Source organism: Rhizobium freirei PRF 81 (assembly GCF_000359745.1).
GTDB lineage: Bacteria > Pseudomonadota > Alphaproteobacteria > Rhizobiales > Rhizobiaceae > Rhizobium > Rhizobium freirei.
Map to the genome: position 1 here is coordinate 258,032 of NZ_AQHN01000056.1, position 16,151 is coordinate 274,182.

General features: G+C 60.9%; 9 protein-coding genes. All 9 read left to right on the forward strand.

Annotation, left to right across the window (positions count from 1 at the left end; genetic code table 11):
* The 9 genes from RHSP_RS13220 (at window position 1) to glgX (ending at window position 16,151) form a co-directional block, all read left to right on the forward strand.
* Window positions 1-2,415 (forward strand): circularly permuted type 2 ATP-grasp protein, encoded by a 2,415-nt coding sequence (locus RHSP_RS13220; RefSeq protein ID WP_004117588.1) that lies wholly within the window; start codon window positions 1-3, stop codon window positions 2,413-2,415.
* A gap of 4 nt (window positions 2,416-2,419) precedes the next feature.
* Complete coding sequence (locus RHSP_RS13225; protein WP_004117590.1) at window positions 2,420-3,298, forward strand: transglutaminase family protein; 879 nt, start codon at window positions 2,420-2,422, stop codon at window positions 3,296-3,298.
* 137 nt (window positions 3,299-3,435) lie between these two features.
* Window positions 3,436-4,635: a vWA domain-containing protein gene (locus RHSP_RS13230; protein ID WP_004117593.1), complete on the forward strand. Its 1,200-nt coding sequence runs from the start codon at window positions 3,436-3,438 to the stop codon at window positions 4,633-4,635.
* A gap of 297 nt (window positions 4,636-4,932) precedes the next feature.
* Window positions 4,933-7,395, forward strand: coding sequence for a glycogen/starch/alpha-glucan phosphorylase (locus RHSP_RS13235; protein WP_004117596.1), 2,463 nt, complete (start codon window positions 4,933-4,935; stop codon window positions 7,393-7,395).
* Window positions 7,392-9,599, forward strand: coding sequence for a 1,4-alpha-glucan branching protein GlgB (glgB, locus tag RHSP_RS13240; RefSeq protein ID WP_004117598.1), 2,208 nt, complete (start codon window positions 7,392-7,394; stop codon window positions 9,597-9,599). Before RHSP_RS13235 ends, glgB begins: the two co-directional genes overlap by 4 nt.
* Before the next feature lie 26 nt (window positions 9,600-9,625).
* Window positions 9,626-10,888 (forward strand): glucose-1-phosphate adenylyltransferase, encoded by a 1,263-nt coding sequence (glgC, locus tag RHSP_RS13245; RefSeq protein WP_004117601.1) that lies wholly within the window; start codon window positions 9,626-9,628, stop codon window positions 10,886-10,888.
* A 3-nt stretch (window positions 10,889-10,891) separates the two neighbouring features.
* The gene (gene glgA, locus RHSP_RS13250) at window positions 10,892-12,334 is read left to right on the forward strand and encodes a glycogen synthase GlgA (protein ID WP_004117604.1); all 1,443 of its coding nucleotides are present in this window, start codon (window positions 10,892-10,894) and stop codon (window positions 12,332-12,334) included.
* A 4-nt stretch (window positions 12,335-12,338) separates the two neighbouring features.
* On the forward strand, window positions 12,339-13,967 hold the full coding sequence (locus tag RHSP_RS13255; RefSeq protein ID WP_004117607.1) for an alpha-D-glucose phosphate-specific phosphoglucomutase: 1,629 nt from the start codon (window positions 12,339-12,341) through the stop codon (window positions 13,965-13,967).
* Window positions 13,968-14,180: 213 nt separating this feature from the next.
* Window positions 14,181-16,151, forward strand: a complete 1,971-nt coding sequence (gene glgX / locus RHSP_RS13260) for a glycogen debranching protein GlgX (RefSeq protein WP_004117609.1) — start codon at window positions 14,181-14,183, stop codon at window positions 16,149-16,151.

Here is a 16,151-nt window from a genome sequence, read left to right on the forward strand (position 1 = left end):
ATGAGTAGAAAACCGGCGACGGAACGGCGGGACGAGGGAAAGACCGGCATCGGCAAGGAGCCGGCCTTTGCCTATCGTCCCCTGCCTGGCGTCGCCGATGAAATGGTCGACAACAAAGGCGCTGTCCGTCCCGTCTGGCAAAATCTCCTGTCGGCGCTGTCGCGCATGTCGGAGCAGGAACTGACGGAGCGCTTCGCCCGCGCAGACCGCTATCTGCGCGATGCAGGCGTTTTCTATCGGGCCTATGGGACGACTGGAGTCAGCGAACGCGGCTGGCCGATCTCGCATATTCCGGTACTCATCGATGAGCGCGAATGGCAAACTCTGTCGGAAGGCCTGCGCCAGCGCGCCGATCTGCTCGAAGAGATCATCGCTGACATCTATGGCGACAGCCGGCTGGTCGGCGAAGGGCTGTTGCCTCCGGCCCTGATCGCCGCCAACCCGGAATTCCTGCGCCCGCTCGTCGGCGTCAAGCCCGCAAGCGGCCACTATCTGCATTTCCTGGCGTTCGAGGTCGGCCGCGGCCCGGACGGCAACTGGTGGGTGCTGGCCGACCGCGCGCAGGCGCCATCGGGTGCGGGCTTCGCGCTGGAAACCCGCGTCGCCACCACCCGCGCCTTCTCCGATATCTATGCCGAAACCAAGGTTCATCGCCTGGCCTCTTTCTTCGGCGCCTTTCGCGATGCTTTGCTCGGCGGCAAGCGCGGCGAGGGACGCGTCGCCGTTCTGACGCCGGGACCTGCCAACGAGACCTACTACGAGCACGCCTATATCGCCCGTTATCTCGGCTTCATGCTGCTGGAAGGCGAGGACATCACCGTCGTCAACGATCAGCTGATGGTGCGCACGGTCGCAGGGTTGCGGCCGATCAGCGTGCTCTGGCGCCGTCTCGATGCCGCCTATGCCGATCCGCTGGAGCTCAATCAGCAATCCCATATCGGCACGCCGGGCATGATCGAGGCGCTGCGGGCACAGACGGTGACTATCGTCAACGCGCTCGGCTCCGGCATTCTCGAGACGCGCGCCCTGCTCGCCTTCATGCCGACCATCTGCCGGCATCTGCGCAGTGAGGAATTGAAGCTTCCGTCGATCGCGACCTGGTGGTGCGGCCAGAAGAGCGAGCGCGAGCATGTCGCCGGCAATATCGAGAAGATGGTCATCGGCCCTGCCTATTCCCGCATGCCCTTCTTCGATGACAACGGCCAGTCGGTGCTGGGCTCGACACTGCGCAGCACCGCCCGCGATTCGATCGCAGACTGGCTGGCAACCGAAGGCCAGAAGCTGGTCGGCCAGGAAGTGGTGACGCTTTCGACCACGCCGGCCTGGGTCAACGGCAAGCTGACGCCGCGGCCGATGAGCTTGCGCGTCTTCGCCGCCCGCACGGACAACGGCTGGCAGATCATGCCCGGCGGCTTTGCCCGCATCGGCAGCGGCGACGACGTGGCGGCTATCGCCATGCAGGCCGGCGGCTCGGCGGCCGATGTCTGGATCGTCTCCGACAAGCCCGTCGAAGCCCATACGCTGCTGCCGACCGAAGAGACCTTCACCCGCAATATGCCGGGCAGCCTGCCGAGCCGTGCCGCCGACAACCTCTTCTGGCTTGGGCGCTATATCGAGCGTGCTGAAGGTGCCTTGCGCATTCTGCGCGCCTGGCACGGACGTTTTGCCGAAGCGGCCGATCCGGAGCAGCCGCTGCTAGCGGATGTCAGCGCCTATCTCGCCACCACCGACATCGATACCAAGCAAGCAGTGCCGGAAAACCTGCTGCGCAACATCGATAGCGCCGTCTATTCGGCGAGCAACATCCGCGATCGCTTCTCCCCGGATGGCTGGCTGGCGCTGAACGACCTCGCCAAGACCGCACGCCGCTTCAAGGAAGGCGTGAAGCACGGCGACGACGCCAGCCATGCCATGACGATCCTGTTGCGCAAGCTCGCGGGCTTTGCCGGTCTCGTGCATGAAAACATGTACCGCTTCACCGGCTGGCGCTTCCTGTCGCTCGGTCGCTACATCGAGCGCGGCCTGCACATGACGCGGCTGCTCGGCCACATGTCCGGCCCGGATGCGCCGGATGGCGCGCTCGACATGCTTTTGGAAATCGGCGACAGCGTCATGACCCATCGCCGCCGCTACAACGTCAATACGGCCCGCCTGACGGTGACGGACCTGCTGGCACTCGACCCGCTCAACCCGCGCTCGATCCTTTTCCAGATGAACGAGATCCACCGCGAGGTCGAGCAATTGCCGAATGCCTTCGTCAACGGCCAGATGTCGCCCTTCTACCGGGAAGCCATGCGGCTGCATTCGGGCCTGGCCGTGATGACGCCCGAAACGATGACCGTCGAAGTCTACCAGCAGCTGGCACGCGAACTGGAGCGGCTTTCCGACCTGCTGGCGCGCACCTATCTCGGATGACGTAATGCTCTACGACCTGTCGCTTCACATGGGCTATATCTACGACGTGCCGGCAAGCGGCGCGCGGCACATTCTGCGCGTCATGCCACTATCCCTGCCCCATCGGCAACGGCTGATCGCCGGCTCGGTGAAAATAACCCCGAGCCCGGACGAGCAATCGAACTTCACGGATTTCTTCCAGCATCCGGCGACCTCGATCCTGTTGCGCGATCCGCATGAAAGGCTCGACATCCGCATGCAGGCGCGCGTCCAGGTGGAAAGCCAGCCTGTCACGGCCGACTTTTCCCCCCTTCTCGCCAAGTTGCCGGAAGAGATCGACGATTGCTGGTCGATCGATCCTTCTTCGCCCCACCATTTCCTCGGCAGCAGCCCGCGTCTGCCTGAAGCAAGCGTGATCGCCGATTACAGCAGGCAGTGGAAGACCGCCAATCTGACGACCCTGCAGATTGCTCACGCGGTCTGCGCGCAGATACACAAGGATTTCACCTACGATCCCAAAGCGACGACGGTGGATACCACGCCCAAGGAGGCTTTCCGTCTCAAGCGCGGCGTCTGCCAGGATTTTTCGCATGTGATGATCAGCGCGCTCCGCAGCCTCGGCATTCCCGCCGGCTATGTCAGCGGCTTCCTGCGCACGATCCCGCCACCGGGCAAGGAAAGGCTCGAAGGCGCCGACGCCATGCATGCCTGGGTGCGCGTCTGGTGCGGCGAGACGGCAGGCTGGATCGAACTCGACCCGACCAACAATATCCCGGCCGGCACCGATCACATCGTCGTCGCCTATGGCCGCGATTATTCCGATGTGGCACCGGTCATCGGCGTGCTCAAAGGTTACGGTAACCAAAAAACGGTTCAGGCCGTAGATGTAATTCCGCTAATATAATATAGAGCCAATTCAAAATGGGACCAATCTGGCGTTTTGTTCAAATTCGAACTGCCACCTAAACGATTGACTCATATTTATCATCGATAGTCCCGCGCATTCTCGAGGCATTTAATTCCCTCCAGCAGGCGGACGTGATGATCACCGGTTCGAATATACTTGGTATACTTAAAAAATTTCTCGGCGATAGAGCCGGAAACTTTGGCATCCTGACTGCAATTTCCATGCCTGTGCTGGTTGCTGCCGGCGGCGTCGCGATCGATGTCACGAACATGACGCTATCACACAGCCAGCTCCAGGAGGCAACGGATGCCGCGGCGCTCGCCGCCGCAACGGCGCTCGCCAATGGCACAGCGACCACGACGACTGTCAAGGATCTCGGCAACAATTTCGTCCTGGGACAAATGTCGAACTACCTGTCGGGAGATGGCGCGACAGCGGATGCACTGAGAGCGGGAACGTCGACTTCGGTAACGTCGAGCAGCAATTCATCTGGTGGCACAAGCTATTCGGTCACGGTCAACGCTTCCTATAGCATGCCGGTCAACAGCATGAGCCGCTTGCTCGGCATGCAATCGGTATCCATCGCGGCATCCAGCTCGACAACGAGTGGAACGGCTATTCAAAAAACTGCCCTGTCGATGGAAATCGCACTCGATAAGTCCGGATCGATGCTGCTCAACACGAATGTCATCGACAAGTCACAAAGCAGCTGCACGCAATATTACACTAATGGGAACTACCTCTATCAGTATCCAAACCCAATAAGCCCCTGCTATGTCAAAAAGATAGATGCACTGAAGACCGCAGTTGGCAATCTTCTTGACCAATTGGATGCTGCCGATCCCAAGTCACAATATGTTCGCACTGCAGCCATTGCGTGGAGCAGTCAGGTCGACAGCTCCAGCAACCTCGATTGGGGAACGAAGACGACCCGCACCAATGTCCTTGGCGGACTGAATGCGTCCGGTGGCACCGAGTCGAGCGCCCCGATGAAAAAGGCCTACAACACCGTCGCATCTACGGCTGAAGCAACTGCGCAGAACAATCAAGGCAATAAAAACTTCCAGAAATATATCGTTCTGATGACAGATGGCGAAAATAACGATCCAAGCTCGGATCAAAAAACGCTCGCGACTTGCAAAGCTGCAAAGGATGCCGGCGTGCAGATTTACACCGTCGCCTTCATGGCCCCGACGCGTGGACAGACTTTGCTCTCCTCCTGCGCATCAAGCCCATCCAATTATTTCGACGCGCAGCAAATGTCCGATCTGGTCACCGCCTTCAAAACCATCGGCGCTCAGGCGGCAAAGCAGATGACGCTCCTGACCAATTGATCTTGCAGGCGCCTCGCGCGAAGCAATCACAGGCCGATATAAAAGAAAAAACCGCGCGATACGTGTATCGCGCGGTTTTTCATTTCAACGATCCGCGAATAAGAGCCGGAAACATTATCGGAATCAAGTCTTTTCCCGCCGAAAGCAAGCAATTGGCGGCTATTTTGGCATCTGCCCAACTCCCTTGTTGCAACTGCTTTACATCAGTGCGTAAACTGATAGTGAAGAGGAGAGGAAATTTGGTTTAATCGGGCATAACACCCTGAATATAAAACACAAATGGCGAGAGTTGATAGCATGAATAATTTGACGAAGGCCGATCTCCCCGTTCCGGCCCCACGCAGTTCCCGCCCCGAAATCCTTGCGGAAGAGATTATCGAACGCCTGACCTACCGCATCGGCAAGGATGCGAAAGTGGCCAAGCCGCACGATTGGCTGACGGCGACGATCCTTGTCATCCGCGACCGCGTCATCGACAAATGGATGGAATCGACCCGTCGTGTCTACGAGACCGGCGCCAAACGCGTATACTATCTATCCTTGGAATTCCTGATCGGGCGCCTCATGCGCGACGCGGTTTCCAACCTCGGCCTGATGGAGGAGATCACCAACGCGCTCTCTTCGCTCGGCGTCGATATTCGCGTCATCGCCGGCCTCGAACCCGACGCAGCGCTCGGCAATGGCGGCCTTGGCCGTCTCGCCGCCTGCTTCATGGAATCCATGGCAACTGTCGATGTGCCGGCCTATGGCTATGGCATTCGTTATGTGCACGGCCTGTTCCGCCAGCAGATGGCCGACGGCTGGCAGGTGGAACTGCCGGAAACCTGGCTTGCCCATGGCAACCCATGGGAATTCGAGCGCCAGGAAAGCTCCTATGAAATCGGCTTTGGCGGTGGCGTCGAAACTGTCGGTGGCCATGATGATCAGCCCCGCTATGTCTGGAAGCCGGCCGAGCGCGTCATCGCCACGGCATTCGACACGCCCGTCGTCGGCTGGAGGGCCAAGCGCGTCAACACCCTCCGCCTCTGGTCGGCACAGCCGATCGATCCGATCCTGCTCGATGCATTCAACGCTGGCGACCATATCGGCGCGCTGCGTGAAAGCAACAAGGCCGAAAGCCTGACGCGCGTCCTCTATCCGGCCGATGCGACGCCCGCCGGCCAGGAACTGCGCCTGCGCCAGGAATTCTTCTTCTCGTCGGCCTCGCTGCAGGACATCCTGCGCCGCCATCTGCAGCAGTATGACGATCTGACCAATCTGGCCGACAAGGTCGCAATCCAGCTGAACGACACGCATCCAGCCGTCTCCGTCACGGAAATGATGCGCCTCCTGGTCGATGTCCATGGCTTCGAATTCGACAAAGCCTGGGATATCACCCGCAACACCTTCGGCTACACCAACCATACGCTGCTGCCCGAAGCGCTCGAAAGCTGGCCGGTGCCGCTGTTCGAGCGGCTCCTGCCGCGACACATGCAGATCATCTACGCCATCAATGCGAAGATTCTTGTCGAAGCCCGCAAGGCCCGCAATTTCAGCGACACCGAAATCCGCTCCATCTCTCTGATCGACGAGAACGGCGATCGCCGCGTGCGCATGGGCAATCTCGCCTTCGTCGGCTCGCATTCGATCAACGGCGTTTCCGCGCTGCATACCGACCTGATGAAGGTCACCGTCTTTGCCGACCTGCACAAACTCTATCCGGATCGCATCAACAACAAGACGAACGGCATCACGCCGCGCCGCTGGCTGATGCAGTGCAATCCCGGCCTGACCAGCCTCGTCCGCGAGACCATCGGCGACGCTTTCCTCGACGATGCCGAGCAGCTGAAACCCCTGGATCAGTTCGCCCGCGACAGCGCCTTCCAGCAGAAGTTCGCTGCCGTCAAGCGCGCCAACAAGGTGCAATTGTCCAATCTGGTCGCGAGCCGCATGGGCATCAAGCTCGATCCGAACGCGATGTTCGACATCCAGATCAAGCGCATTCACGAATACAAGCGTCAGCTTCTCAACATCATCGAAACAGTCGCTCTTTACGACCAGATCCGCTCGCATCCCGAGCTGGACTGGCAGCCGCGCGTCAAGCTCTTCGCCGGCAAGGCGGCGCCGAGCTATCACAACGCCAAGCTCATCATCAAGCTGATCAACGATGTCGCCCGCGTCATCAACAACGACCCCTCGGTGCGCGGCCTGCTGAAGGTGGTCTTCGTGCCGAACTACAACGTCTCTCTCGCCGAAGTCATGGTTCCGGCCGCCGATCTCTCCGAGCAGATATCGACCGCCGGCATGGAAGCGTCCGGCACGGGCAATATGAAGTTCGGCCTCAACGGTGCCTTGACCATCGGCACGCTCGACGGCGCCAATGTCGAGATGCGCGACAATGTCGGCGAAGACAATATCATCATCTTCGGGCTCAAAGCCGACGAGGTGGCCAACCTGCGCGGCGATGGTCACGATCCCCGCGCCGTCATCGAACGCTCGCGCGAGCTGGCACAGGCGCTTTCGGCCATCGCGTCCGGCGTCTTCTCACCGGATGATCGCAACCGCTACACCGCTCTGATCGAAGGCATTTACAGTCACGACTGGTTCATGGTCGCTGCCGATTTCGATGCCTACGCCTCAGCGCAGCGCGAAGTCGACATTCTCTGGGCCAATCCGTCCGAGTGGTACGCCAAGACGATCAACAACACCGCGCGCATGGGTTGGTTCTCCTCCGACAGGACGATCCGTCAATATGCCAAGGAAATCTGGAGAGCTGGATGAAAAAGCCGAAGAGACCCGCTGACGGCACAGGCTTGAGGGACATTTCGGCAGAGGATATTGCTGCAATTCTCGCAGGCACGCATTCCGACCCATTCGCTGTTCTCGGCGTACATCGGATGGACGACGGATTTGTGGCGCGCTGTTTCATCCTTGGCGCAGAGGCGGTGACCGCTACTTCGCTGGACGGCGCCATCATCGGCGAGCTGGATTGTCTCGATCCGGCAGGCTTCTTCTCCGGCGACGTGAAACTCTCCAAGCAGCAGCCGGTGCGCTATCGCGCCAGACGCGGCGACGCCGAATGGGCGGTCACCGACCCCTACAGCTTCGGCCCGGTTCTCGGGCCGATGGATGATTACTTTGCCCGCCAAGGCACGCATTTGCGCCTCTTCGACAAGATGGGCGCCCATCCCATGAAACATGAGGGCGTTCAGGGCTTTCACTTCGCGGTCTGGGCGCCGAACGCCCAGCGCGTCTCGGTGGTCGGCGATTTCAACGGCTGGGATGGCCGCCGGCATGTCATGCGCTTCCGCTCCGACAGCGGCATCTGGGAGATTTTTGCTCCGGATGTTCCGGCGGGTGTCGCCTATAAGTTCGAGATTCGCGGTCAGGACGGCGTGCTGCTGCCTCTGAAGGCCGATCCTTTCGCCCGCCGCAGCGAACTGCGCCCGAAGACGGCGTCCGTCACGGCCAACGGCCTCAGTCAGGTCTGGGAAGATGCGGCCCATCGCGAGCATTGGGCAAGCGTCGACCAGCGCCGCCAGCCCATCAGCATCTATGAGGTTCACGCCGGCTCCTGGCAGCGCCGCGATGATGGATCGATGCTGTCGTGGGATGAACTCGCCTCACGGCTGATCCCTTATTGCGTCGATATGGGCTTTACCCATATCGAATTCCTGCCGATCACCGAGCACCCCTACGATCCGTCCTGGGGTTACCAGACGACGGGCCTTTATGCGCCGACCGCCCGTTTTGGCGAGCCCGAAGGCTTTGCCCGCTTCGTCAACGGCTGCCACAAGGTCGGCATCGGCATCATTCTCGATTGGGTGCCGGCGCATTTCCCGACCGACGAACATGGCCTGCGCTGGTTCGACGGCACGGCGCTCTACGAGCATGAAGACCCACGCAAGGGCTTTCATCCCGATTGGAATACGGCGATCTACAATTTCGGCCGCACCGAGGTCCTTGCCTATCTGCAGAACAATGCCCTCTTCTGGGCGGAGAAGTACCATCTGGACGGTTTACGCGTCGATGCCGTCGCCTCCATGCTTTACCTCGACTATTCCCGCAAGCACGGCGAATGGATTCCGAATGAGTATGGTGGCAACGAGAACCTCGAGGCAGTCCGCTTCCTGCAGTCGATGAACACCCGGCTTTACGGCGCCCATCCGGGCGTCATGACCATCGCCGAGGAATCGACCTCCTGGCCGAAAGTATCCCAGCCTGTTCATGAAGGCGGCCTCGGCTTCGGCTTCAAGTGGAACATGGGCTTCATGCACGACACGCTGAGCTATCTCGCCCGCGAGCCCGTGCATCGTAAATATCACCACAACGAGCTGACCTTCGGCCTGATCTACGCCTTCTCGGAAAACTTCGTGCTGCCGCTCTCCCATGATGAGGTGGTGCACGGCAAGGGATCGCTGATCGCCAAGATGGCCGGCGACGACTGGCAGAAATTCGCCAATCTGCGCGCCTACTACGCTTTCATGTGGGGCTATCCCGGCAAGAAGCTGCTGTTCATGGGGCAGGAATTCGCGCAGTGGAGCGAGTGGAGCGAAGAGCGCGCGCTCGACTGGAACCTGCTGCAATATCGTATGCATGAAGGCATGCGGCGCCTCGTCCGCGATCTCAATTTCACCTATCGCAGCAAGCCGGCATTGCATGCCCGCGACTGCGAGGGCGATGGTTTCGAATGGCTGGTTGTCGATGATTTCGAGAATTCGGTGTTCGCCTGGCTGCGCAAGGCGCCGGGTGAAAAACCGGTTGCAGTCATCACCAATTTCACGCCAGTCTATCGCGAGAATTATACTTTGCGTCTGCCAGCGGAGGGGCGGTGGCGCGAAATATTGAATACCGATGCCGACATCTATGGCGGCAGCGGCAAGGGCAACGGCGGGCGTGTACAGGCCGTTAATGCCGGCGGTGGCATACAAGCGACAATAACGCTGCCTCCACTGGCGACCATCATGCTCGAACCGGAATTTTGAGATCATTACCGACAGGGAGGAATAAAATGGTAGAAAAACGTTTCCAGCCGCTGGCACGCGACGCCATGGCCTACGTTCTTGCCGGGGGTCGAGGCAGCCGGTTGAAGGAACTCACCGATCGCCGCGCCAAGCCGGCCGTCTACTTCGGCGGCAAGACCCGCATCATCGATTTCGCTCTCTCCAACGCGCTCAACTCCGGTATCCGCCGCATCGGCGTCGCCACGCAGTACAAGGCGCACTCGCTGATCCGCCACATGCAGCGCGGCTGGAACTTCTTCCGCCCGGAGCGAAACGAGAGCTTCGACATCCTGCCGGCCTCACAGCGCGTCTCGGAGACGCAGTGGTATGAAGGCACGGCTGACGCCGTCTATCAGAACATCGACATCATCGAGCCATATGGCCCCGAATACATGGTCATCCTCGCCGGCGACCACATCTACAAGATGGACTATGAATGGATGCTGCAGCAGCACGTCGATTCCGGCGCCGAGGTTACCATCGGTTGCCTCGAAGTGCCGCGCATGGAAGCCGTGGGCTTCGGCGTCATGCATGTCAACGAGAAGGATGAGATCATCGATTTCGTCGAGAAGCCGGCCGATCCGCCCGGCATTCCGGGCAATCCCGATTTCGCGCTCGCCTCGATGGGCATCTACGTCTTCCACACGAAATTCCTGATCGAATGCCTGAAGCGCGATGCGGCCGATCCGAATTCCAGCCGTGACTTCGGCAAGGACATCATTCCCTACATCGTCAAGAACGGTAAAGCCGTCGCCCATCGCTTCACGCAATCCTGCGTCCGCTCCGATTTCGAGCGCGAAGCCTATTGGCGCGACGTCGGCACGATCGATGCCTACTGGCAGGCCAATATCGATCTCACCGCCGTGGTGCCGGAACTCGACATCTACGACAAGTCCTGGCCGATCTGGACCTATGCCGAAATCAGCCCGCCGGCCAAATTCGTTCATGATGACGAGGACCGCCGCGGTTCGGCAGTTTCCTCCGTGGTCGCCGGCGATTGCATCATTTCCGGCGCCAGCCTCTACAACAGTCTGCTGTTCACCGGCGTACGTGCCAATTCCTACTCCAAATTGGAGGGAGCCGTCGTACTGCCGAGCGTAAAGGTTGGCCGCCGCGCGCAGCTCAAGAATGTCGTCATCGACCACGGTGTCACCATTCCGGAAGGCCTGATCGTCGGTGAGGATCCGGACCTGGATGCCAAGCGTTTCCGCCGTACGGAAAGCGGCATCTGCCTGATCACCCAAACGATGATCGACAAGCTGGATTTGTAACTTATGAAGGTTCTCTCGGTCTCGTCCGAAGTCTTCCCCTTGATCAAGACAGGGGGGCTGGCCGATGTGGCCGGCGCCCTGCCTATCGCACTGAAGCCCTATGGCATCGAAACCAAGACTCTGATCCCGGGCTATCCCGCGGTCATGAAGGTCATTCGCGATCCGGTCGTGCGCCTTGAGTTTGCCGACCTGCTCGGCGAAAAGGCGACCGTACTGGACGTCGAGCACGCCGGCATTTCTTTCCTCGTGCTGGATGCGCCGGCCTATTACAATCGCACCGGTGGCCCTTATGTCGACGCCACTGGCAAGGATTATCCCGACAACTGGCGGCGTTTCGCCGCTCTGTCGCTGGCCGGCGCGGAAATAGCCGCTGGCCGATTGCCCGGCTGGCAGCCGGATCTGGTGCATGTGCATGACTGGCAGTCCGCCATGGTGCCGGTCTATATGCGCTACTATGCGACGCCGGAGCTTCCGAGCGTGCTGACCATCCATAACATTGCCTTTCAGGGCCAGTTCGGCCCGGACATCTTCCCCGGCCTGCGCCTGCCGGCGCATGCCTTTTCCATGGAAGGCGTCGAGTATTATGGCGATGTGGGCTTTCTGAAAGGCGGCCTGCAGACGGCCCATGCGCTGACCACGGTCAGCCCGTCTTATGCGGAGGAAATCCTGACCCCGCAGTTCGGCATGGGCCTGGAGGGCGTCATCGCCAGCAGGGCCAACAGCCTGCACGGCATCGTCAACGGCATAGACGACGACATCTGGAATCCGGCGACCGATCCGATGATCGCTCAGACCTATAGCGCCGCGACGCTCAAGGACCGCGCCGCGAACCGCCTGCGCGTTGTCGAGCATTTCGGCCTTGATGCCGATGACGGTCCGATCTTCTGCGTCGTCAGCCGTCTGACCTGGCAGAAAGGCATGGACCTTCTTGCCAGTATTGCCGGCGAAATCATCCAAATGGGCGGCAAGCTTGCGATCCTGGGCGCCGGCGACGCGGCGCTGGAAGGCGCGCTATTTGCCGCAGCCGGCCGCTATCGCGGTCGCGTCGGCGTTTCGGCCGGCTACAACGAACCGATGTCGCATCTGATGCAGGCCGGCTGCGACGCCATTATCATCCCCTCGCGCTTCGAACCCTGTGGCCTCACGCAGCTTTATGGCTTACGCTATGGCTGCCTGCCGATCGTTGCGCGTACGGGCGGCCTCAATGATACCGTTATCGACGCGAACCACGCCGCGCTGCAGGCGAAAGTCGCGACCGGTATTCAATTTTCGCCCGTCACCGCCGAAGGACTGCTGCAAGCCGTGCGCCGTGCCATGCATCTTTTTCAGGATCGAAAGGTCTGGACGCAGATGCAAAAGCAGGGCATGAAATCCGACGTATCCTGGGGCAGGAGCGCAGAACGCTATGCCGCTCTCTACTCCAGTCTAGTCTCGAGAGGCGCTTAACCCGATGATTAAAACTGTATCCACCACCCCCTATGCGGATCAGAAGCCCGGTACTTCGGGCCTGCGAAAGAAGGTCCCCGAATTCCAGCAGCCGAATTACGCGGAAAACTTCATCCAGTCGATTTTCGATTCGCTCGAGGGCTATCAGGGCAAGACTCTGGTCATCGGCGGTGACGGCCGCTACTACAATCGCGAGGTCATCCAGAAGGCCATCAAGATGGCTGCCGCGAACGGCTTCGGCAAGGTGATGGTCGGCAAGGGCGGCATCCTCTCGACGCCCGCAGCCTCGAACATCATCCGCAAATACAAGGCCTTCGGCGGCATCATCCTGTCGGCCAGCCACAATCCCGGCGGACCGACCGAAGACTTCGGCATCAAGTACAATATCGGCAATGGCGGCCCGGCGCCCGAAAAGATCACCGACGCCATCTATGAGCGCTCGAAGGTGATCGACAGCTACAAGATATCGGATTTCCCCGACATCAACCTCGACCGCATCGCCCGCGAAGATGTCGGCGGCATGATCGTTTCGGTCATCGACCCGGTCGAAGACTATGCGGCTCTGATGGAAGAGCTGTTCGATTTCGGCGCCATCCGCAACCTGATCAGCCTCGGCTTCCGCCTTAACTTCGACGCGATGAGCGCCGTGACCGGCCCTTACGCGAAGGAAATCTTCGAGATCCGCCTCGGCGCGCCCGACGGCTCGGTGCGCAATTTCCTGCCGCTGCCGGATTTCGGCGGTCATCACCCGGATCCGAATCTCGTCCACTGCAAAGAGCTTTACGACGAGATGATGAGCGACGATGCGCCCGATTTCGGCGCGGCATCGGACGGCGACGGCGATCGCAACCTGATCATCGGCAAGGGCATCTACGTCACTCCGTCCGACAGCCTGGCAATCCTGGCGGCCAACGCCAATCTCGCTCCCGGCTATTCGCATGGCATCGCCGGCATTGCGCGCTCCATGCCGACGAGCGGCGCTGCCGACCGCGTTGCCGAAAAGCGCGGCGTCGGCATCTACGAGACGCCGACCGGCTGGAAATTCTTCGGTAATCTGCTCGACGCCGGCATGGCGACGATCTGTGGCGAAGAAAGCTCCGGCACCGGCTCGAACCACGTTCGCGAAAAGGACGGCCTCTGGGCCGTATTGCTCTGGCTGAACATCCTGGCCGTTCGCGGCGAGAGCGTCATCGATATCGTCACCCAGCATTGGGCCACCTACGGCCGCAACTATTACTCCCGCCACGATTATGAAGGCGTCGATACCAATGCGGCAAACGGCCTGATCACGGCTCTGCGCGAAAAGCTGCCGACGCTGCCCGGCACGAAGTATGGCGATCTCACCGTTGCCGCCGCCGACGACTTTGCCTATCACGATCCGGTCGACAAATCGGTCAGCCAGCATCAGGGCATCCGCATCATGTTCGAGGGCGGCTCCCGCGTGGTCTTCCGCCTCTCCGGCACCGGCACGACGGGCGCGACGCTGCGCGTCTATATCGAGCGTTATGAGCCCGATTCCACTCGTCACAATATCGAGACGCAGGAAGCGCTGGCCGACCTGATCGCCGCCGCCCAAGCCGTCGCCGATATCAAGGGCCACACCGGCCGCGACGCGCCGACGGTCATCACCTGATGATAGCGTGAGCCTAAGCCCCTTCGCCCCGCAAAAGCGGGGAGAAGGCGGCCAGGAGCCGCCGAACGAAGCGAGGTGGCGACTGGCCGGATGAGGGGCCCTCTCAAAATTTACCGCGACTGCACAATTCGCCGAGCGCTCTGCCCCTCACCCTAGCCCTCCCCCCGCAGCGGGGAGAGGGAACACCTTGAGCCATCCGGAAAGTCTTCCTCAATGTCAGAGTCCGCCACCCGCTCGCTTGGCGCCACCCTCACCGATCACGGGGTCGAATTCGCCGTCTGGTCCAGGAATGCCGAGCGGATCGAGCTTTGTGTGTTCGATGCGGAGGGCAATAGAGAGCTCGTACGCCTGCCATTGACCCGCGATGGCGACGAGCACCGCCTGTTCGTCGAGAACGCCAAGCAAGGCATGCGCTACGGCTTGCGAGCCCATGGCGCATACGATCCCGATCATGGCCTGTGGTTCGACCCGTCCAAACTGCTGATCGATCCCTATGCCCAAGAAATCGACCGGCCGTTCCGATACGATCCGCGCCTTGCGGCTTTCGGCGAGGACACGCAGGACCTTATGCCGAAGGCGATCGTCTCGCGCAACGTTCCCGTCACTGCGGCCAAGCCGCTTTTCCAGCCCGGCGGCCTCGTCTACGAGATCGCGGTAAGGCCCTTTACCATACTGCATCCCGATGTGCCGGCGAAGCAGCGCGGCACGCTCGGCGCCCTCGCTCACCCCTCCGTCATCGCGCATCTCAAAAGGCTGCAGGTCGATGCCGTCGAGCTGATGCCGATCACCGCATGGATCGACGAACGGCACCTGCCGCCGCTCGGCCTCACCAATGGCTGGGGCTACAATCCGGTTGGCTTCATGGCACTCGACCCGCGCCTCGTGCCCGGCGGCATGAAGGAGTTGCGGGAGACAGTCGCCGCTCTTCACGCTGAAGGGATCGCCGTGATCCTCGATCTCGTCTTCAATCACACGGGCGAAAGCGACCGCCAGGGTCCGACGCTGTCATTGCGCGGTCTCGACAGCCTCACCTATTTCCGCCATCTGCCGGATCAACCCGGCACGCTCGTCAACGATACCGGGACGGGCAATACCGTCGCCTGCGACCAGCCGGCAACGCGCAGGCTGATCATCGACAGCCTGCGCCATTTCGTCCAGCATGCCGGCATCGACGGTTTCCGCTTCGATCTCGCCACGGTGGTTGGGCGCGGCAGCAAGGGCTTCGATCCGGAAAGCATGACCCTGCGCATCATGCTGGCGGACGACGTACTCAGAGATCGGATCATGATCGCCGAGCCTTGGGATATCGGCCCGGGCGGCTATCAGCTGGGGAAATTCCCCGCACCCTTCCTCGAGTGGAACGACCGAGCCCGCGATGATCTGCGCCGCTTCTGGCGAGGCAATGCCGGCATCGGCGATCTGGCAACGGTGCTTGCAGGCTCTTCTTCCGTCTTCGGCCGCGACGGCCGCAGGCAGACGCGCAGCGTCAATTTCCTCGCCGCCCATGACGGCTTCACGCTGATGGACTTGGTTTCCTACGAGCATAAGCACAATGAGGCCAATGGCGAGCGCAATCGCGACGGCCACAACGAGAATTTCTCCTGGAACAACGGCGTCGAAGGCAAGACGGACGACCAGCAGGTCCAGCGCAGGCGCCGCAACGATATCGAAGCCATGCTGTCGACGCTCTTTGCCACGCGCGGCACGATCATGCTCACCGCCGGCGATGAAGGCGGACGCAGCCAGCAGGGCAACAACAACGCCTATTGCCAGGACAACGCCATCACCTGGACGGACTGGACAACGCTCGACGAGGAACTGATCGGCCATACCGCCTGGCTCGCCGGCCTGCGCCGCCGCTTCTCCGTATTCGCCGACATGGACTTCTTCAATGGCGACGGCGATGTGCTGTGGTTCTCGGCGACTGGCAAGCCGATGTCCGTGCCGGATTGGGAAGCGCCGAACGCTGCCGCACTCGGCATGGCGCTCCCGACGCAGGATCGCATCTCTGGTCGGTCGACGCGGCTTGCCATATTGTTCAACCGCGCCGCCGAAGAACTTCCCATAGCACTGCCGATCTCGCAAAATGGCGGCTGGTCGCTGCTGACTGCCGCGGGCGACACGACGGCCGGTGAGAGCATCATCCTTCGCGCCCGCTCCGTCGTGTTCCTTCTGGAAGACTGA